Origin of the sequence: Endozoicomonas sp. ISHI1, assembly GCF_024606225.1 — a bacterium.
GTDB lineage: Bacteria > Pseudomonadota > Gammaproteobacteria > Pseudomonadales > Endozoicomonadaceae > Endozoicomonas_A.
On sequence record NZ_JAGRPU010000006.1, the window covers coordinates 9168 to 29061 of the forward strand.

1 protein-coding gene is annotated in these 19894 nt (G+C 54.6%); it reads right to left on the minus strand.

What is annotated here, in order from left to right; genetic code table 11:
- Positions 1-2 precede the first annotated feature (2 nt).
- A complete protein-coding gene (locus KBW69_RS06070) occupies positions 3-19466 on the minus strand; it encodes a hypothetical protein (protein ID WP_257280299.1) in 19464 nt (6487 codons plus the stop codon).
- Positions 19467-19894: the final 428 nt, after the last annotated feature.

The window sequence follows — 19894 nt, forward strand, 5'->3', positions numbered from 1 at the left end:
CATCAGAGGAAGTTGACGGTTATGGTATTAGTACCGTCGCTGTATATGTGCTGATTGGCATTACTGGTATCAACACTGGTCTCATCATTCACAGTAATACCATCAGTGTTACTGCCATCAACATCAATGGTCAGACTGTTACTTCCGGTAAGAGCACTGACATCATTCATGGAGATAGTGATGGTATCGGCACTTCCATCGCTGAAATCAATCTTTTCAACATTATCAATAAGGCTGGTGAAATTACCCAGATCCCAGGTGCCACCGTTGTTCAGATTGAGGGTGTCGCTGTCAGCGCCACCGTCTATCCGTGTGGCATTGTTTTGCAGGGCTGCCAGATCGACATTGAGAATGTCGTCACCGGCTCCGCCAATCAGTTGATCTGCAGCAAAACCCGTTAAGGTGTCGTTACCGGCATTACCCTCCAGTACGTTAGCTACCGTGCTGGAAGCGGTGAGATCGTCCCCTGAGGCCGTATTGTTGGAGCCCAGAACTTTCTCAATACTGGTCAGGGTGTCAGTAGCGCCGCTACCGTCAGTGGCTGCACCAGTGTCCAGATTAACCGTGACGCCGCTGGTTTCACTGCTGTAATCAACGGTGTCTTCACCCGCCCCTCCGTCCAGCGTATCGGCCCCGGCACCGCCACGAAGCGTATCATTACCACCCATGCCACTCAGACTATTGTTGTTGCTGTCCCCCGTCAGGGTATCGGCGTTATTGGTTCCCACCAGGTTTTCAATATTTCTGAGAGTGTCCGAGTCAACGCCGTGAGCTACTGTGCCATTAGCGGAGCCATTCAGGGTGGCGGTAATGCCGTTAGCTGAGCTGTTGAAATGAGAAGAGTTGTAATCCACTGTATCAATGCCGTCGCCACCATCAAGGGTATCGTTGCCATCGGTGGCATAAATCGTGTCTGCGCCCTTACCGGCCTCAATGGTATTGTTGACTGTACTTCCGGTCAGTGAATCCCCGTGATCACTGCCTGTGATATGCTCAATATCGGTCAAACTGTCGTTACTGCCGCCTCCATCGGTGGCGTTACCGGTGCCCAGGTCAACCGTGACGAAACTGGTTTCATTGCTGTAATCAACGGTGTCTTCATCCGCCCCGCCGTTCAACGTATCGGTTCCGGCTCCACCCTCCAGAGTATCGTTGCCGTCACCGGCAATGAGCGTATCGTTTCCGTTTCCGCCGCGGAGTGTGTCATTGCCGACACCACTGGTCAGAATATTGTTGGCACTGTCACCAATCAGGGTATCGTTGCCATGATTGGTGGTGACATTCTCAAAACCTTTGACCCTGTCAGTACCGGTAAAGAGCCCATTGCCAAAACTTTTGTTGACGGTGATGTAACCCTCAGGATCGGCTGTGGCAGAGAGGTCGACGGTAATATCATCTGGTGTGTCTAAAGGCCCGCTGACATTACCCACCATATCCAGCGTATCCCCTGCCGCAGTGTTGGCACCGCCATCCAATTTATCGTTTCCGAAGCCACCGTGGATGATGTCATCTCCGTCGCCACCGGTGATGATGTCATCGTCCTGGTTACCGTTAATGTCGTCGTTGCCATCTCCACCGTTGATGGTGTCAGCACCGGAACCCCCCCAAATAGTGTCGCCTCCGGCACCCCCGTTGATGGTGTTGGCTGACGCGTTACCGTATAACTGGTCGCCTGATAAATGGTCAGAACCGATAATATTTTCGATATCTGTCAGCGTATCGTTTCCGCCGCCACCATCAATGGCGTAGTCTCCTGACAAATCAACAATAACCGTCCCTGAATCTTGACTGTAATCAACGGTGTCTTCACCCGCCCCGCCATCCAGTGTGTCGGCACCGGCACCACCACGAAGCGTATCATTACCGGCTCCACCTTTGAGGTCATTGATGGCACTGTTACCGATGAGCGTATCATCGCCGCTGCCGCCAATAATATTTTCGATCTCGCGAAGGGTGTCCGTGCCTGCAGACGTGGTGGCTGTACCATCGTTGCCGGTTTCGGCCAGAGTCACGTTGACAGTGGCAGTGTACGCAGAGTAATCCACGGTATCGATATCTGTACCGCCATCCAGAATATCGTTGCCACCGCTGCCGTGGAATGTATCGTTGCCACCCATGCCACTGAGACTATTGATGTTGCTGTCACCGGTCATGGTATCGATAAAAGCACTACCGACGACATTTTCCACATTACGGACAGTATCGGTATTACCACCCTTGGCTACCGAGCCATCAGACGCACCAGCCAGAGTGACGGTCACGCCACTGCTGTTGGTACTGTAGTTGAGAGTATCAGTGCCGCTGCCACCATCCAGGATATCGGAACCATTGCTTGAGTGGATTGTGTCGTTCTGATCACCGGCACTGATGTTATTGTCCTCATTATCACCCGTGATGGTGTCCATGCCGTCTGTGGCAATAATGTTTTCGATATTGTGAAGTGTGTCTGTAGACGTGCCGTCATTGACGGTACCGTTACCGCTGCCATTGAGCACAACGGTGATACCGGAATTAGTGTGGTTACTGTAATCCGCCGTATCAGAACCTGTGCCGCCATCCAGGGTGTCTGTCCCTGTACCACTTTCCAGAGTATCGTCGCCAGCCATACCATTGAGGGTGTTATTGCCAGTGTCTCCGATCAGGGTATCGTTGTTGCTGGAGCCAGTGACATTTTCAATATTTTTGAGTGTGTCGGTATCACTGCCATGAACCGCACTGCCGTCAGAAGAGTCCCTCAGGGTAACGGTCAAACCATTGCCAGAGCTGTTGAAATGGGACGTGTTGTAATCCACCGTGTCGCTGCTGCTGCCGCCATCAAGAGTGTCGTCGCCATCAGAGCCATAAATAGTGTCTGCGCCGGCACCGGCATTGATCGAATTGCTGACACTGCTGCCGGTTAGAGCGTCGTTATGATTACTGCCAATAATATTTTCAATATTCCTCAGGGTATCAGTGCCCTGATCGACGCTGCTGCCTGTCTCGCTTGTCAGGTTGACGGTCACGCCATTGGTAGCGCCACTGTAATCCACCGTATCACCCAGACTGCTGTGAGCCCCTCCCTCCAGCACGTCATTACCGGCACCACCGATCAGCGTGTCGTCGCCCGAGCTGCCATCGAGGGTATTATCAGCACTGTCACCTGTCAGTGTATCGTCGGAGAAACTGCCGGTAATATTTTCGATCTCGTAGAGGTTATCGGTGCCATTGCCGGTGGCTACGCCGGTGGTCAGGTTGACATTCACCGCGCCACCGTCAGCGTAACTGACCGTATCATTACCGGTGCCACCGTATATTTCATCGTCACCGGCGTTGCCTTGCAGTGTGTCCGCACCACTGTCACCGTAGAGAGTATCGTTGCCAAAACCGCCTTTCAGCAGGTCATCGTCTCCCCCTCCACGCAGGATATTGGCCAGGGAACTGCCGGTAATATCATCGGCCTGACCGCCCCCGGTAACGTCTTCAATTCCGGTGATGCTACTGTCGGATGAACCGTAACCATCCTGAGTGGCTTTTCCGTCACCAAGGTTAAGGTCAATGGCGTGGGTCGCTGTACTCAGGTCAAGCAGGTCATTATTACCACTGCCGCCATCAATAGTGTCGTCGCCCTGACCACCATTCAGGGTGTCATTGTCATCACCACCTTGAAGCGTGTCGTCACCGGCACCGCCGTCAATCCGGTCCTGACCGGCATTACCTTGCAATGTATTGTCGTCACCGTTACCGGTGAAAATGTCGTCACCACTGCCCCCGACCACACTTTCAATACCGGACAGGGTGTCAGTGACCCCGCCGACGCTTGCCGTTTGTGAAACATTGGACAGGTCAACGGTAACTGCCGAACTCTCACTGGCATAGTCAACGGTATCATTGTCACCGGCCTGTTCACCGCCATCCAGTGTGTCGGCACCGGCACCCCCCGTCAGATAATCATTGCCATCACCGCCTTCCAGATGGTCCGCACCATCACCACCGGACAAGGTGTCATCATTGTCATTACCCACCAGATGATTCGCGTTGGCATCCCCTGTCAGGTTGTCAGATTGGGCACTGCCACGGATATTTTCAATATTGCTGAGGGTGTCGTTGGAACCTTCACCATCCGCAGCATTCGTCCCCACCAGATCACTAAGGTCAGCGGTAACACTGCCAATAGCGCCGCTGTAATCCGCCCAGTCCCCGGTGCCTGCACCGCCGTCGAGATTGTCATTACCGGCACCGCCAACCAGCGTATCATTGCCGGAACCACCGTTCAGCGTGTCGCCTTCCGCGCCACCTCGCAGGGTATCGTCATCATCGCCGCCATTGAGGGTATCAATGCCATCCCCTCCCTCAAGCACGTCATCACCAGCATCACCGTTGAGCGTGTCGGCACCGGCATCGCCACGCAATGTATCGTTATGGTTACCGCCGTGGAGAGTGTCGTCATTGGCACCACCTTCCAGGGTATCGTCGTCATCTCCGCCCTCCAGGGTATCATTGCCATCACCGCCAAAGAGCTGGTCCTGACCGGCATCGCCACGCAACGTATCGTCGTCTGCCTCGCCATAGAGGGTGTCATTGTCCGATCCCCCTTCAAGGGTGTCTGTCCCGGCTCCACCATAGAGCGTGTCCTGACCGGCATCTCCATAAAGCAGGTCATTGTTGTCATGACCCTCCAGCCTGTCGTTGCCGCCACCGCCATGGAACTGATCGACGCCAGTGCTCCCGGTCAGCACATTGACATCAGCACTGCCCGTGACAACACCACCGTTAGCGCCCAGCGTGACATTCTCGATATTGGTAATACTGGAATCGCTGGTACCGTAACCATCGTTGCTTGCGCTACCTGCCTGAAGATCAATATTGACCGCTTGTGTGGCTCCGGTTAACAGCAGGGTGTCGGTTCCTGCCCCGCCGTCGATGGTGTCGTCACCGGCACCTCCATCAAGAGTGTCCTCACCGGTGCCCCCATCAAGAGTGTCGTCACCGGCGTCCCCATCAAGAGTATCATCACCGTCTTCGCCCCAGAGCGTGTCATTCTCTGTGCCACCTGAAAGGCTATCCTGACCCGTGCCACCCTTGAGGAAATCCTCACCCTGACCCCCCGTCAGGATGTCATTGTCCGCATTACCCTCGATGTCATCATCACCACCACCGCCAGAGAGCGTGTCATCACCGCCGCCCCCTTCAAACCGGTGACTGTCGGTATTACCGGTCATGGTGTCGTTGTTGGCAGTACCGATAATAGTTTCAATATTAAGCAGCGTGTCCTGACCACTTTCACCGTCATTACTCACCTGATTACTAGCCAGATTCATATCAACAGTGATCGCCCCCTTGCCGCTGTAGTCGACCGTATCGGAATCACTGCCTCCATCCAGGGTATCGTTACCGGTGCCACCATAGAGAGTGTCATTCCCGGCATCGCCATTCAGAGTGTCATTGCCAGCATCGCCGTAGAGGCTGTCTGTACCGGCACCGCCATTAATGGTGTCAACACCACCATTACCTCTCAGGGTATTGGCATTGTTATCACCGGTCAGGGTATCGTCATGAGCCGTGCCGCTGATGTTCTCTATGCCTTCCAGAGTATCGGTATCGGTGCCATCATTAGCCGTTCCGTTACCGTTGGCAGTCAGCGTGACAGTGACTGCGCTGCCATGGGCACTGTAATCAGCGGTATCACCGTTACTGCCGTGGGTTCCGCCCCTCAGGGTATCGGCACCGGCCTTGCCGTAAAGGGTGTCATCTCCGCCCTGGCCATCCAGAATATTGACTTCAGCAGTACCTGTCAGGGTGTCATTACCGGAACCACCCATCACAGACTCAAAATTGGCAATGGTGTCAGTATCGGCCCCATCCACCACCGAAGATGAACCCAGGTCCACCGTCAGGCCTGTGGTATTGTCAGAATAATCCAGGGTGTCGTTATCATTGGCGTTTTCGCCACCATCCAGGATATCACTGCCACTACCACCCTTAATGGTGTCATCCCCTTCATCACCGTTCAGGGTATCGTTGCCACCCCTGCCTTCCAGAGTGTCATTACCGATTCCGCCGTCATAACGGTTAGCCGTGTTATCACCGATGATATGGTCGTCACCCGCACCCAGCACCAGGTCTTCAATGTCGATCAGGGTATCGACATTGCCACCGCCGAGATCGACCTGAAAACTACTTCCGCCTCCTGAACGGTCAATAGTCAGCGCTCCGGCGAAGGTGCTGTAATCCACCCGGTCATTACCCAGCCCACCATCGAGTGTGTCAGCACCAAGGCCCCCTTCAAGAATGTCGTCACCGTCCTGCCCCAGCAACACGTCATCGCCATCGCCGCCGGTCAGGGTATCGGCACCATTGCCACCTTCCAGTTGGTTCGCTTGAGCATCACCCTCGATGGTGTCATCGTTGCCTGAGCCAATGACATTCTCAATGCCTGTGAGTGTGTCATTGGCACCATCACCATCGTTGCTGGCTGCGCCGCTAAGCAGGTTTACATTGATAGCACTGGCAGCATCGCCGTAATCGGCGGTATCGATGCCAGCACCGCCGATAAACGTATCTACCCCTCCCGCACCATAAAACGTATCGTTGCCATCACCGCCGGTCAGATGGTTGTTTGCACCATCCCCCCGAATAGAATCATTGTGAGCAGTGCCAACCACATTTTCGATATCGATCACCACATCACGGTTGCCGTAGCCATCATTGGTGGCTTCTTTATTGGCCAGGTCAATGGTCAGGGCTCCGGAGGCGGCGCTGTAGTCGGCGGTATCACTCAGGCTATTGTCGGTTGCGTCATCGCCACCACGCAGGGTATCCGCACCGTCACCACCGACCAGGGTATCCGCACCGTCACCACCATGAAGGATGTTGGCAAGGTCATTACCGGTTAACCTGTCATCGTTACTACTGCCGGCGAGGTTTTCGATGCCTGCCAAAGTATCCGTGTCGCTGGTGGCGGCATCAGTGGCTGTGCCACTACCAGCGCCACCATCGGTCAGTGTTGCCGTGACTGCGCTGCCATGCCCTGTGTAATCTGCCGTATCAGTGCCCTGGCCGCCATCGAGGGTGTCATTGCCAGCGCCGCCCTGCAGAGTATCATCACCCGCATCCCCCACGAGCTGATCATCGCCGCCACTGCCACTGAGGGTATCGTTGCCACCATTGCCACGAATCGTATTGTCGGCATTGTCGCCGGTTAGCGTGTCGTTGTTACTGCCGCCGGAAAGGTTTTCGATACCCGTGAGGGTATCCTGGCCTGTTTGGCCATCGTTGTTTTGTGACTGATCAAGCAGGTTGATGGTGACGGACTGAGTCTGGGCACTGTAATCTGCGGTATCAATACCGGCATCACCCTGCAGGTCGTCATTACCTGAGCCACCGATCAGAATATCGTCGCCATTACCACCTTTGAGGGTATCGTCAAGATCTCCGCCATCCAGGGTATCATTACCCTCCTGACCTTCCAGAGTGTCGGTACCGTCGAGTCCATTGAGGGTGTCATCCTGGTCGCCCCCCCAGAGGGCATTGGCGAGGTGGTTGCCGGTCAGCGTATCGGCATGGTTACCGCCCATCAGGTTTTCAATGGACTGGAGAGTGTCCTGACCACCCAGGGTGTCGTTGATCGGGGCGCTGGTAGAAAGGTCAATGGTCAGGCCGGATACAGCATCCCGGTAATCAGCGGTATCAATGCCGCCATTACCATTCAGGGTGTCGTCGCCAGAACCACCCGACAGAGTATCGTCGCCCGTACCCCCATCAAGGGTATTATCGGCAGAATCACCGGTCAGGGTGTCATTACCGGAGCCACTGACGACATTCTCAATATCAAAAAGGCTATCCCGATCACCATGGCCATCATCATTATTAGTATCGTCTGCCAGATTAATCAGGACATTGTTGGTCTGGTAGCTGTAGTCGGCGGTATCCGTGCCATTACCGCCTCTTAAGGTATCATTGCCAGCCTCACCCACCAGCCGGTCATCACCATCGCCGCCATCCAGCTCATTCACTTGACTGCTTCCGGTGATGGTATCGTTATTGTTAGTTCCGACGATATTTTCAATATCAACCAGATTATCAACATCTGAATTACCACCACTGAAAGTGGCAGTCCCCGAACCCGAACCACCATCAAGATCAACGGTCAGTTCAGCACCTGATACCGAGCTGTAATCCACCGTATCAGACCCCGCACCGCCATCAATGGCATCGCTGCCTGCACCTTCGATGAAGGTATCCGCTCCGTCACCACCGAACAGCTGGTCGTTACCGGCATTGCCCGTAATAGTGTCATCACCCAGCCCTCCTTCAATGCGGTTGACGCCACCATCGCCGATCAGAGTGTCATTGTGATCACCGGACAAGATATTTTCGATATTATTCAGCGTGTCTGTGAGGGCACCCAGCTCTTTCGCCCGGTTTGTGGTGAGATCCACTTCAACAGCCGCGGAGGCATCGGTGTAATCCACGGTGTCAGTGCCTGCACCACCGTCCAGCAAGTCGGTTCCTGCACCACCTTGCAGGATGTCATCCTGATTGCCACCATAAAGTTTGTCATCACCGTCTGCCCCACTGAGGGTGTCGGTACCGTCATTGCCATAAAATTCATTGTTATTGCTATCGCCTGTAGCCTGGTCATTGCCTGCACCAAGCCGGATAATCTCGATATTACTCAGGGTATCGCTACCACCCAGACCATCATTGTTCGTAGCCTGATTAGCCAGATCAACGACAATGGCCTGGCTACTGGTGTTTGCGGAATAATCAACGGTGTCGGTATCATCACCGCCATCAAGCGTGTCATTGCCTGCAGCACCGTTCAGTGTATCGTTACCCGAACCACCGGAAAGCGCGTTATCTGCGCTGCTCCCTGTCAGGCTGTCGGCACCATCAGAACCAATGAGGTTCTCAATATTACGGAGTGTATCGGTATCAGATCCGGACACAGCCGAGCCGTCCCCTCCCACAACCAGCGTTGCCAGAACGGTCTGACCTGCCCCCAGGTTGCTGTAATCGACGGTATCAATATCATCACCGCCATCGATAATGTCGCTACCGCCTCCTTCAATAAACACGTCATTACCGGCTCCGCCTTCGAGGGTATCGACACCATCACCACCGGTCAAAGTATCGTCGCCGGCATTCCCCCTGAGGGTGTTGGCAGCCGCTGTCCCGGTCAGAACATCGTTACCGCTGCCGGAACTGACTGCTTCAAAATTGCTGATGGTGTCGACATTGTTCGAGCCAGCGTTAACCGAGGCATTGTTGAGGTTTACGGTCAGGTCATTGGTGTGGTCGGTGTAATCCAGTGTGTCAAAACCAGTGCCTCCATCCAGGTCATCGTTTCCGGCTCCGCCGCTGATGGTGTCATTGTCATCCTCGCCGCGAAGGGTGTCGCTGCCATCACCGCCGTAAAGAGTATCGTTCTGGTTACCACCATAGAGTGTATCGTCTGCGCCTTCACCGCGGAGGGTGTCGATGCCATCCAGCCCCTCGATAACATTGGCTGCGCTGTCGCCGGTCAGGGTGTCATCGTGGTTACTGCCCCTGATGTCCTCAATGCTATTCAGAGTGTCATTACCATTGGCACCCGATGCAGTGCCTGCGGTCAGGTCGACGGTGACGCCAGCCGAGGCATCATCATAATCGGCCCGGTCAGCCGTGCCATCGCCACCGATCAGGTCATCATCACCCAGGCCACCCTTGAGAACATCGTTTCCTTCACGACCTTCCAGCCGGTTATTCAGGCTGTCACCCGTCAGCGTGTCGCCGAGGGTGCCGCCAATCAGGTTCTCAATACTGTCCAGAGAATCCTGGCCACCGTCGCCATCGCTGGAGACCAGCTTATTTGACAGACTGGCGGTGACAACGCCGGTAACACCACTGTAATCAGCGGTATCGCTGCCAGTGCCTCCTTCCAGCGTGTCGTTGCCGCTATTACCACGCAGGGTATCGTCGTTATCGCCGCCTTCGAGGGTATCTGCCCCTCCTCCACCAGACAGGATATCGTCGCCAGCCAATCCGCTTAGCGTGTTGTTCTGGTTATCACCCGTCAGCGTGTCGTTATTGAGGCTGCCGGTAACATTCTCAATGCTGTCCAGAGTATCGCTGGAGGACTCGCCGTCGTCAGAAGCCTGATTCAGGGCTGCGGAAAGATCTACCGTTACTCCGAACCGGGCATCGCTGTAATCTGCCGTATCGGTACCCGCACCACCCCTGAGGGTGTCAGTGCCGGCACCGCCACCGAGGGTGTCGTTATCCGCACCCCCTTCCAGAATATCGTTGCCAGCCATGCCCTTGAGCGTGTCATCACCGGCACCGCCTGCAAGCGTGTTGGCCTCAACGTCACCGGTCAGGGAATCTCCGCTGGCGCTACCGATCAGGTTTTCAATATCAATCAATGCATCATAACTGCCATCACCGTCATCAGTCGCTGCCGTGTTGGACAGGTCAGCGACCACCGCACCGGCAGCGCCGCTGTAATCCACCGTATCGACATCAGAACCGCCACTGCCGACCAGCCGATCCTGACCGCCACCACCGATCAGGATGTCATCGCCGCCGCCGCCGGTCAGCACATTGTTTCCGCCATCGCCTGTGAGTAAATCGCCAGCGCTGCCCCCGGTGACGTTCTCTATGTTTACCAGAGTGTCCCGGGCACCGCTGCCGTCATCGTTCTGGGACTGGTTTTGAAGGTTGATGGTTACCGCCGTGTTACGGGCGCTGTAATTCGCCGTATCACCGGTTGCATTATTACTGCCGCCATCGAGAGTATCCGCACCGTCGCCACCGACCAGGATGTCATCACCGCCTTCACCATAGAGCCGGTCAACACCGCCATTACCGCTCAGAGTATCGTTGTCCTGACCGCCATAAAGATCATTGGCGTTGTTATCGCCGGTTAAGGTATCGGCGTGATTACTGCCACGGAGGTTTTCAATGCTGACCAGTGTGTCTGTGGCGTCGCCACTCACTGCTGCCTGAGGCGTACCAGAAAGGTTGGCATTAACGGAGCCAACAGCCGTGCTGTAGTCCGCAGTGTCGGTGTCGGTGCCACCATCAAGGGTATCGCTGCCGAGGCCACCCGTCAGGGTGTCATCGCCGCTGCCCCCCTGAAGGTCGTCATTACCGCTATTGCCCTGGAGTGTATCATTACCATCGCCGCCTGCTATGAGATTGTTGTGAGTATCGCCGGTGAGGGTATCACCCAGCCCGCTGCCTGTGATGTTTTCAATGTCGATAAGGGTGTCTGAATCCCCTGTCCCATCGGTGGCGGTGCCGCTGTCCAGGTCAACCGTTACCGCACGGCTATGGTTGCTGTAATCTGCCGTGTCACCGTTGGTTTCACCGTTGGCACCGCCATTGAGAGTGTCACTGCCGCTGCCGCCGATCAGGGTGTCATCACCATCGTTACCGAACAACTGGTCAGCGCCGGCATTGCCACTCAGGGTATCGTCGCCGTCATTGCCCCGCAGGATATTGGCATCACCATCACCCGTCAGCGTGTCGTTGTGATTGCTGCCGTTAATATTCTCAATGCTGGTCAGGGTATCGGTGTCGCTGCCAATGGTGACGGTATCGACATTACCGGATATATCCGCCACCACACCGGCAGACGTCAGGCTGTAATCAACGGTGTCATTACCACTGCCGCCATCGAGGCTGTCACTGCCGAGGCCGCCATCAAGGGTATCGTCGCCATCGCCGCCTTGCAGAGTGTCATCACCGGCATCACCATAGAGCGTGTCGGCATCATTGCCTCCCTGAAGGGTATCGTCGCCATCGCCACCAAGCAGCGTATCGTCACCACCGCCACCCTCTAGCACGTTGACCTGACTGTCGCCGGTAATGCTGTCACCATTGGCACTGCCGACAATATTCTCGATGCTGTTCAGCGTATCCGTAGCTCCTGAACCGTCGGTGGCGTTGGGCGTAGCGTCGGCAAGATTCACGGTAATGCTACTGGCATCATTGCTGTATACGGCGGTATCAATGCCAGCGCCACCTTTTAACTGGTCAGCACCCAGACCACCTTCGAGGCGGTCTGCATCGTCACCGCCTTCCAGTATATCGTCACCCTCACCGCCAATCAGGGTGTCCTCACCCGCCTCGCCCCTGAGGGTGTCAGCATCCTGTCCCCCGTCCAGTGTGTCGTTGTCGGCACCACCGGCCAGTACGTCCTCTCCCCGTCCTCCATTAAGGGTGTCATCACCGCCTTGACCTAGCAGGTTATTGGCGTTGTCATCACCGGTCAGTGTGTCGGCAAACTGGCTGCCGGTGATATTTTCAATGCTGATCAGGGTATCAGTGGCATCACCATCGACAATGGCCGTATCACTTGCGCCAGAGAGGTCTGCTGTAACAAATCCCGATGCACCGGTGTAATCTGCGGTATCGCCGTCACTGCCCTCGCCACCGCCGTCCAGCGTATCGGCACCGGCACCACCGGCCAGGGTATCATCGCCAAGGCCGCCAGAGAGGGTATTAGCATTGGCATCGCCGGTCAGGGTATCTTTAAAGTCACTGCCGATGACGTTCTCTACGTTGGTGACGGTATCGGTAAAACCACTGCCATCGCTGGCCTGGGTAGCAGAGAGATCGACAACCACACCAATACCGTCACTGTTAGCATCCTGGTCAGAGGCGTAACTGAGCGTGTCCACACCCGTGCCGCCGTCGATGGTGTCAGCGCCTTCCCCTCCTACCAGCGTATCGGAGCCGTCACCGCCTTCAAGGGAATCATCACCCTGTCCGCCTGTCAGGCTGTCGTCACCATCACCGCCCCGCAGCCTGTTGGCAGCCGTATCGCCTGTCAGCAGATCATTGCCGCTGCTGCCAGTGACATTCTCTATTCCGATCAGGTCATCCTGACCACCGCCATCACCATCATCCGTCGCCTTGCTGATAGACAAATCGACGGTGACCGCACTGGCCGCCAGCGAGTAGTCGGCAGTATCACCTACCGCCGTATTGGCACCACCTTCCAGACGGTCATTGCCTGCCCGTCCTGTCAGGGTGTCATCCCCTGCATCGCCATAAAGTGTATTGGCGTTGCCATCGCCGATGATCAGGTCGTCATGGCTGCTGCCGCGAATATTATCGATATCATGGAAGGAATCCTGGCCGCCATCACCGTCATCTGTCGCGGTACCGCTCGTCAGGTTGGCAGTAACGGCTGCTGCCGCGCCGGTGTAGTCAGCGGTGTTCTCACCGCTGCCTCCCCGGAGGGTATCATTGCCTTGCCCACCCGCAAGGGTGTCGTTGCCCAGACCGCCAGACAGCTCATTATCATCGTTATTTCCGGTCAGGCTGTCGTTATGGTCACTGCCAACCACGTTTTCAATGCCACTCAATGTATCAGTGTCACCAAAACCATCGGAGGCAGTGCCACCGTCCAGATCCACGGTGACAGCCTGGTTACTGGTGCTGTAATCCACGGTGTCTATACCATCACCGCCTGCCAGCTGATCATTATCACGGCCACCCACCAGCAGGTCGTCACCGTCGCCACCGGTCAATGCATTGGCGTTATTGTCACCTGTCAGGATGTCATCGCCGGAACCGCCGGTGACATTTTCGATGTCGTTCAGAGTGTCGGTATTGATCCCGCCTTCAGTCACCTTGTTCAGTGACAGATCAACCGTGACCGTGCCGGTGTTGTCACTGTAATCCGCCGTATCACTGCCGACTCCGCCATTGAGGGTATCTGCCCCGGCTCCGCCCATCAGGATATCATCGTCATTGCCACCGTTGAGCGTGTCATCACCGCCATTACCGAGCAATGTATCTGCACCGGCGTTACCCGAAAGAACGTTGTCTACTGCATTACCGGTCAGATTGTCATCTCTGTTGGTACCGGTCAGGTTTTCAATGTTCTGCAGAACGTCCTGACCACCTTCGCTGTCAGTAGCCAGACCAGTAGCCAGACTGGCTGTGACACCGCTGGTGCCATCGCTGAAGGCCACCGTATCGCCGACCGCACTATTAGTGCCACCATCCAGAGTGTCGTTGCCCGCACCGCCGGTCAGCGTGTCATCACCGGCACCACCAGAGAGTTCGTTGCCCTGAGTGGTACTGTCAGTGCCGGTCAGGGTGTCGTCACCACTGCCGCCGATCAGGTTCTCGACATTGCTGTAGGTGTCACTGCCACCGCTGCCGTCGTTGCCGAGGCCAGTCCGCAGGTTGGCGGTGACACCAACGGAGATACCGGCATAAGTGACCGTATCGACGTCCGAACCACCCTCGAAATTGTCTGCCCCGGTACCGCCAGAGAGGGTGTCATTGCCGTCGTCACCCTGGAGCGTGTCGGCGCCTGCACCGCCACTGAGGATGTCATCGCCGCCACTGCCGGATAGAACATTGTCGCCTGCATCGCCCGTGAGCGTATCACCGACACTCCCTCCGGTGACGTTCTCTATGTCCACCAGAGTGTCCTGAGCACCGCTGCCATCATCGTTCTGAGATTGGTTATCAAGGTTGATGGTTACCGCCGTGTTACGGGCACTATAGTCAGCCGTATCACCGGCTGCACTATGACTGCCACCATCGAGAGTATCCACACCATCGCCACCGACCAGAATGTCATCGCCGCTTTCACCATAGAGTCGGTCAGCGCCGTCATTGCCGGACAGGATATCGTCGGCCTGACCGCCATGAAGATCATTGGCGTTGTTATCGCCGGTTAAGGTATCGGCGTGATCACTGCCACGCAGGTTTTCAATGCTGATCAGTGTGTCCGTGTCGCCACTGACTGTCGCCTGAGGGGTGCCGGAGGAAAGGTTGGCATTGACCGAACCAATAGCTGTGCTGTAGTCCGCCGTGTCTGTGTCGGCACCACCATCAAGGGTATCGCTGCCGCGGCCGCCAGCCAGGATGTCATTGCCTCCTTCACCTTTAAGTTCGTTGTCTTGGGCATCACCACTGATCGTATCCTGAGCAGCACTGCCAATAATATTCTCAATGCCATACAACTGGTCACTGCCACCGTCGCCATCATCACTGGCTGCATTGGCAGAGAGATCAACAGTGACTCCTGCCGCTGCCAGTGAATAGCTGACGGTATCCGTGTCCTGACTGCCCGGATTTACGCCCGCAGCTTCTGTCTCTCCATAGAAAGTGTCATTACCGGCACCACCACGCAGCAGGTCGTCACCCCCATTACCGCTGAGTACGTTGTCACCACTATCACCTACCAGCCTGTCGTTGTTGCTGCCACCCGTGACATTCTCAATATTAATCAGGGTATCGGTGCCGGCATCAATGCCGTTGGTATGGGTCAATGAGCCATCCAGGGCAACCGTCACGATACCGGTGCTGCCGGAATAGTCAGCGGTATCGCTCCCAGCGCCACCGTCCAGAGTGTTGCTGCCCCCCCTGCCTGTGAGTGCATCATCCCCGGCACCACCCATTAGCTGGTTATTGGCACTGTCCCCCAGCAGGCGGTCATCACCGCTGCCGCCAGTGATATTCTCAATACCCACCAGTGTGTCAGTGCCGCTGAGCGTACTGCTGGCAATACCGGTATCCAAATCTGCATTCAGATCGGTTGAGTCGGCACTGTAATCGGCGGTATCTCCGTTCGTTGTCTGGAGACCGCCATTGAGAGTGTCATTACCGCTCCCGCCGGTGAGCCGGTCATCACCGTCCCCTCCCAGCAGGGTGTCTTCGCCCCCACCACCATCGAGAACATCGTCACCGGCATTACCCGTCAGCGTGTTAGCATCCGTGTTGCCCGTTAGCTGGTCATTGCTGGAGCCGCCTATGACATTTTCAATGCCTGAAAGAGTGTCCTGGCTGCCAGTGCCATCATTGGCCACCACGCCGTTGGCCAGATCAACCTGAAGGCCGATGGTAGCGGCACTGTAATCAACCGTGTCACCGTGGGTTTCATTGCCATCACCGCCAGTCAGCTGATCGGCTCCAGAGCCACCAATGAGTGTGTCATCACCATCACCGCCTTCGAGAATATCGATGCCTGCGCCACCGGACAGTTGATCGTCACCGGCATTTCCCCGGAGCACATTACTTTCATTACTCACACCGGCGGTAATAACATCGTCACCAAAGCCGCCCAGCACATTCTCAATACTGGTTAGAGTATCGGTGTTATTGAAACCATCATTGCTGGCCGTATCATTTTCCAGATCAACAACAATATTGCCGGTTACTGTGGAATAGTCAGCCGTATCGCTTTCTGAACCAGTGCCACCATCGAAAACATCACTGCCATCGCCGCCCACGAAAGTATCTTCACCGTCCCCACCCTGCAGGTGGTTATTGAGCTCATTGCCGATCAGCAAGTCGTTTCCTGCGGAACCTTTGGCATTTTCAATATTTTTCAGGCTATCGGTTCCACCGTCACCATCCAGGGCAGCATTGGCATCAATGCCGTATGAAGCGTTGTGATCTGTGCCGGAAAGGTTAACCGTCACCGCTGAAGAAGCTTCACTGTAATCGACCCAGTCGCCAGTCTGGCCATTAAGGCCCCCATCCAACGTATCGTTACCCCCCCGGCCCATCAGTGTATCGTCACCGCTGCTGCCAGTGAGGGTGTTTTCAGCAGAGGTGCCTTTCAACACATCGTCTCCGGAACCACCGGAAACGTTCTCAATGGAAATCAGCGTGTCCTGTCCCGACGCTGTTATAACGGGGTTGTGGATATTATCCAGGTCGACTGTGACGCCGGTGGTCTCGTTGCCATAACTGACGGTATCGCTTCCCGCACCACCGTCCAGCCTGTTGGTACCGCCACCACCGCCCAGGGTATCATTCCCATCCAGGCCGAATATTTCATTATCCCCGGTATCCCCAAGCAGTATGTCGCCCTGCCCCGCCAGGTTGGTACCTTCAATGTTTTCAATGGATTGAATGGTATCTGTACCACCCAGGCCATCATCGGAAATACGGCCATCGCTTAGGTCAACTATGACAGCACTGGAAAGAGCGGCAAAACTGACCGTATCGACGCCATCGCCACCTCGAAGTTCATCGTTTCCGGAACCACCATCCAGCACATCGTTCCCGTCGCCGCCTTCGAGAATGTCATTACCAGCACCTCCGATCAGTGTGTCATCGTCCGCGCCCCCCTGGAGGGTATCCTGTCCACCCTTACCATCAAGCCTGTCCATGCCACGACCACTGCTCAGCACATTATCGAGATCATTCCCCGTGAGCGTGTCATTACCATGATCCGTGGTGATATTTTCAAACCCGGTGATGGTATCAGTACCCGTGAACAGGCCGTTCCCATAACTCTCATTGACCGTAACGGAACCCGTTCCATCCGGTGAGGTGCTCAGGTCAACGGTGATATCATCCGGTGTATCAAAAGGACTGGTTACCGTCCCCACCATATCCAGCGTATCAATACCTTCACCACCATCGAGGGTATCGTTACCAAAACCGCCATGGATGGTGTCATCACTGGCACCACCATCAATAACGTCGTCACCCTGATTACCGTTTATGTAGTCATTACCGGCACCGCCACTGATGGTGTCTGTCCCGTCACCACCAGAGATATTGTCATTGCCATCCATTCCGTTAAGGACATTAGCCCCAAAATCACCAATAATCTGATCATTCCAGGCACTACCGGTAGCGTTCTCAATATTGGTCAGGGTGTCTGTATCGCCACTGCTATCGGTGGCGGTTGAGCCAGCCAGATCAACCGTGACAGAACCGGTTTCATCGCTGTAATCCACCGTATCTGAATCTGCGCCACCATCCAGGCTGTCTGCGCCGGCGCCACCTTTCAGGATATCGGTACCCGCACCGCCCGATAGAATGTCATCATCAGCGCCACCGTCCAGTACGTCACCTCCGGCACCACCATAGAGAGTATCTGCGCCGGCACCACCTACCAGAGAGTCATCGCCACTCAAACCGCTAATAACGTCGTCACCGGCAAGGCCGGTCAGTGTATTATCACCAGTATTGCTGGCGTCAACGTATTCGCTACCGGTGATGATATCGTCATGGATTGTGCCGATGACATTCTCAAAATTGCTAATGGCATCAGACGTGCCATAACCGTCATCAGTTACCGATCCGGAGCCAAGGTCTACTTCGACACCACTTTCAGGCCCTATCGTATTACCGCCATATTCATAGCTGTACTGAATCGTGTCAGAACCCGCCCCGCCATCAAGCTGGTCATCACCCATACCGCCGGAAACAAAATCATCACCACCCGCCGCATCAACAATGTCATCACCAACGCCTGCGTGAATAATGTCATCATTGTCGCCTGTTGTTATTTGGTCACTGGTTGGGCTGGTATCCAGTACCAGAGGAGAAAGTTCCGATGAGGAAAGGGTGAGTTCATCCGGGTCTGTGGCATCTCGCCGGATGACAGGTATGCTGTATTCACTTTCTGAACCGTCTTTGAGAACCAGTTTAAAGGAAAGATCCACCACCTGGCTGTCAGTTTCAGTCGGGTAGGTCAGAATAAAATTGGTCAGACTCGGCAGCAGCCAGCTTCCGTCACTCTCTTTCGCCCCACCGGCAACTCCCCAGCCATCCGGGATATTTTCAACATAAATGGCTGCAATATCACTGATGTTTGCATCATTCTGCAGCACCAGATTCTTACTGTTGAATGAGTCACTGAAAAGTAGGGGATCTTCACCGTAAATTTCCAGACCACTGTTGAGATTGAGCTGGACATCAGGGTCTCCGTCAAGGCTGCTACCAAAGCGCTCGACCTCAAGATGCTGCTCAGGATCGCTTTGGGTACTCGAGGAGTTATTGCCGCCTCCACCAATAATGAACTGGCCTGCAGAACTTGAGCCGACATTGGTCACCGAAACCGAGAAGGTAATGTTACTGGTGCCCTCCCCTGTTGAAGTATCTTCTGTTGGAGTAACTTCTTCAATCGGAGGCGAAGAAGACGAGCTGGTGCTGGTTGCCTGTGCTGTGTCGGTAAAGTCATCATCACGGGGTTCTACTTCTTCTACAGGCTTTTTCTTAAACTCCTCATCCTTCTTTTTAATTTCCTTGCTGGCTTTCGATTGATTCTTTGAATCAGCCGCTTCACTGTATGACGGTTCTTGCGTTTCCTTGCCTGATGGTGTTTCTTCCTCTTCAGAATCACTCTCCTGACCCTTTAGAGTAGAAACAGGTACATCTTCCGATTCAACAAAACTGGATTTGGCAATGAATTCATCACCGCTAATCACTGAGCCATCAGCAAATTTGAATTGAAGTGTTTGCTCTGTTGCAGCCATTACCCCAGCAAGTAACAGGGTAATTTCAACACCATCCGGAAAAACAAGAACAAAATCAGGCCCCCTGACTTCCAGTTTTACGTCGTCCGAATTGAAATCCAGAAGGTATTGGGTATCAGCTGAGACTGATTTGACGACTGATTTTGATGGTTTCTCAAACCGAACCTTTTCAAGCTCTTTCGTACCATCTGAATCTACTACTGAGTTACTAGAGGTCTGCGACTGCTGCTCACCACTGGTGCTGCTATCATCAGCCATGATTACATCCCTGCGTAATTATTTTGACAACTAAAAATCTTGATAAATATTTTTCGTAACAAACAAACAAGTGATCTATCTAAAATACAACCCCATTAAGTAGGTATAGATAGTTACCTTCAATTAATTGAAAAAAATAAAAGACAGTCTATTTAGGTAATGCTTTGGACAGTTTTTTGACGACTTAACATTGATGCACCAAGGCTTATGTGACAAAAAACCAAAAGAAATTGCTAAACCCATTGTGCTGCATGGCCTAAAAAAACGACATGTAAGAAGATGCACCATTGTGCATACAATTATCCGGTTCTAAGAATCCATTATGATACACTTGTCCCTCTTCTCTAACAGGAGTGACAAAGGGAAGCCTTTAGGAAAACATGACGCCCGGTTCCAATACTGGCTAATTTACTCACTGATATCCGGGG

Coding starts and splice junctions, on each gene's coding strand:
- KBW69_RS06070 (WP_257280299.1), bottom strand. CDS start 19,466: ATGGCTGATGATAGCAGCACCAGTGGTGAGCAGCAGTCGCAGACCTCT.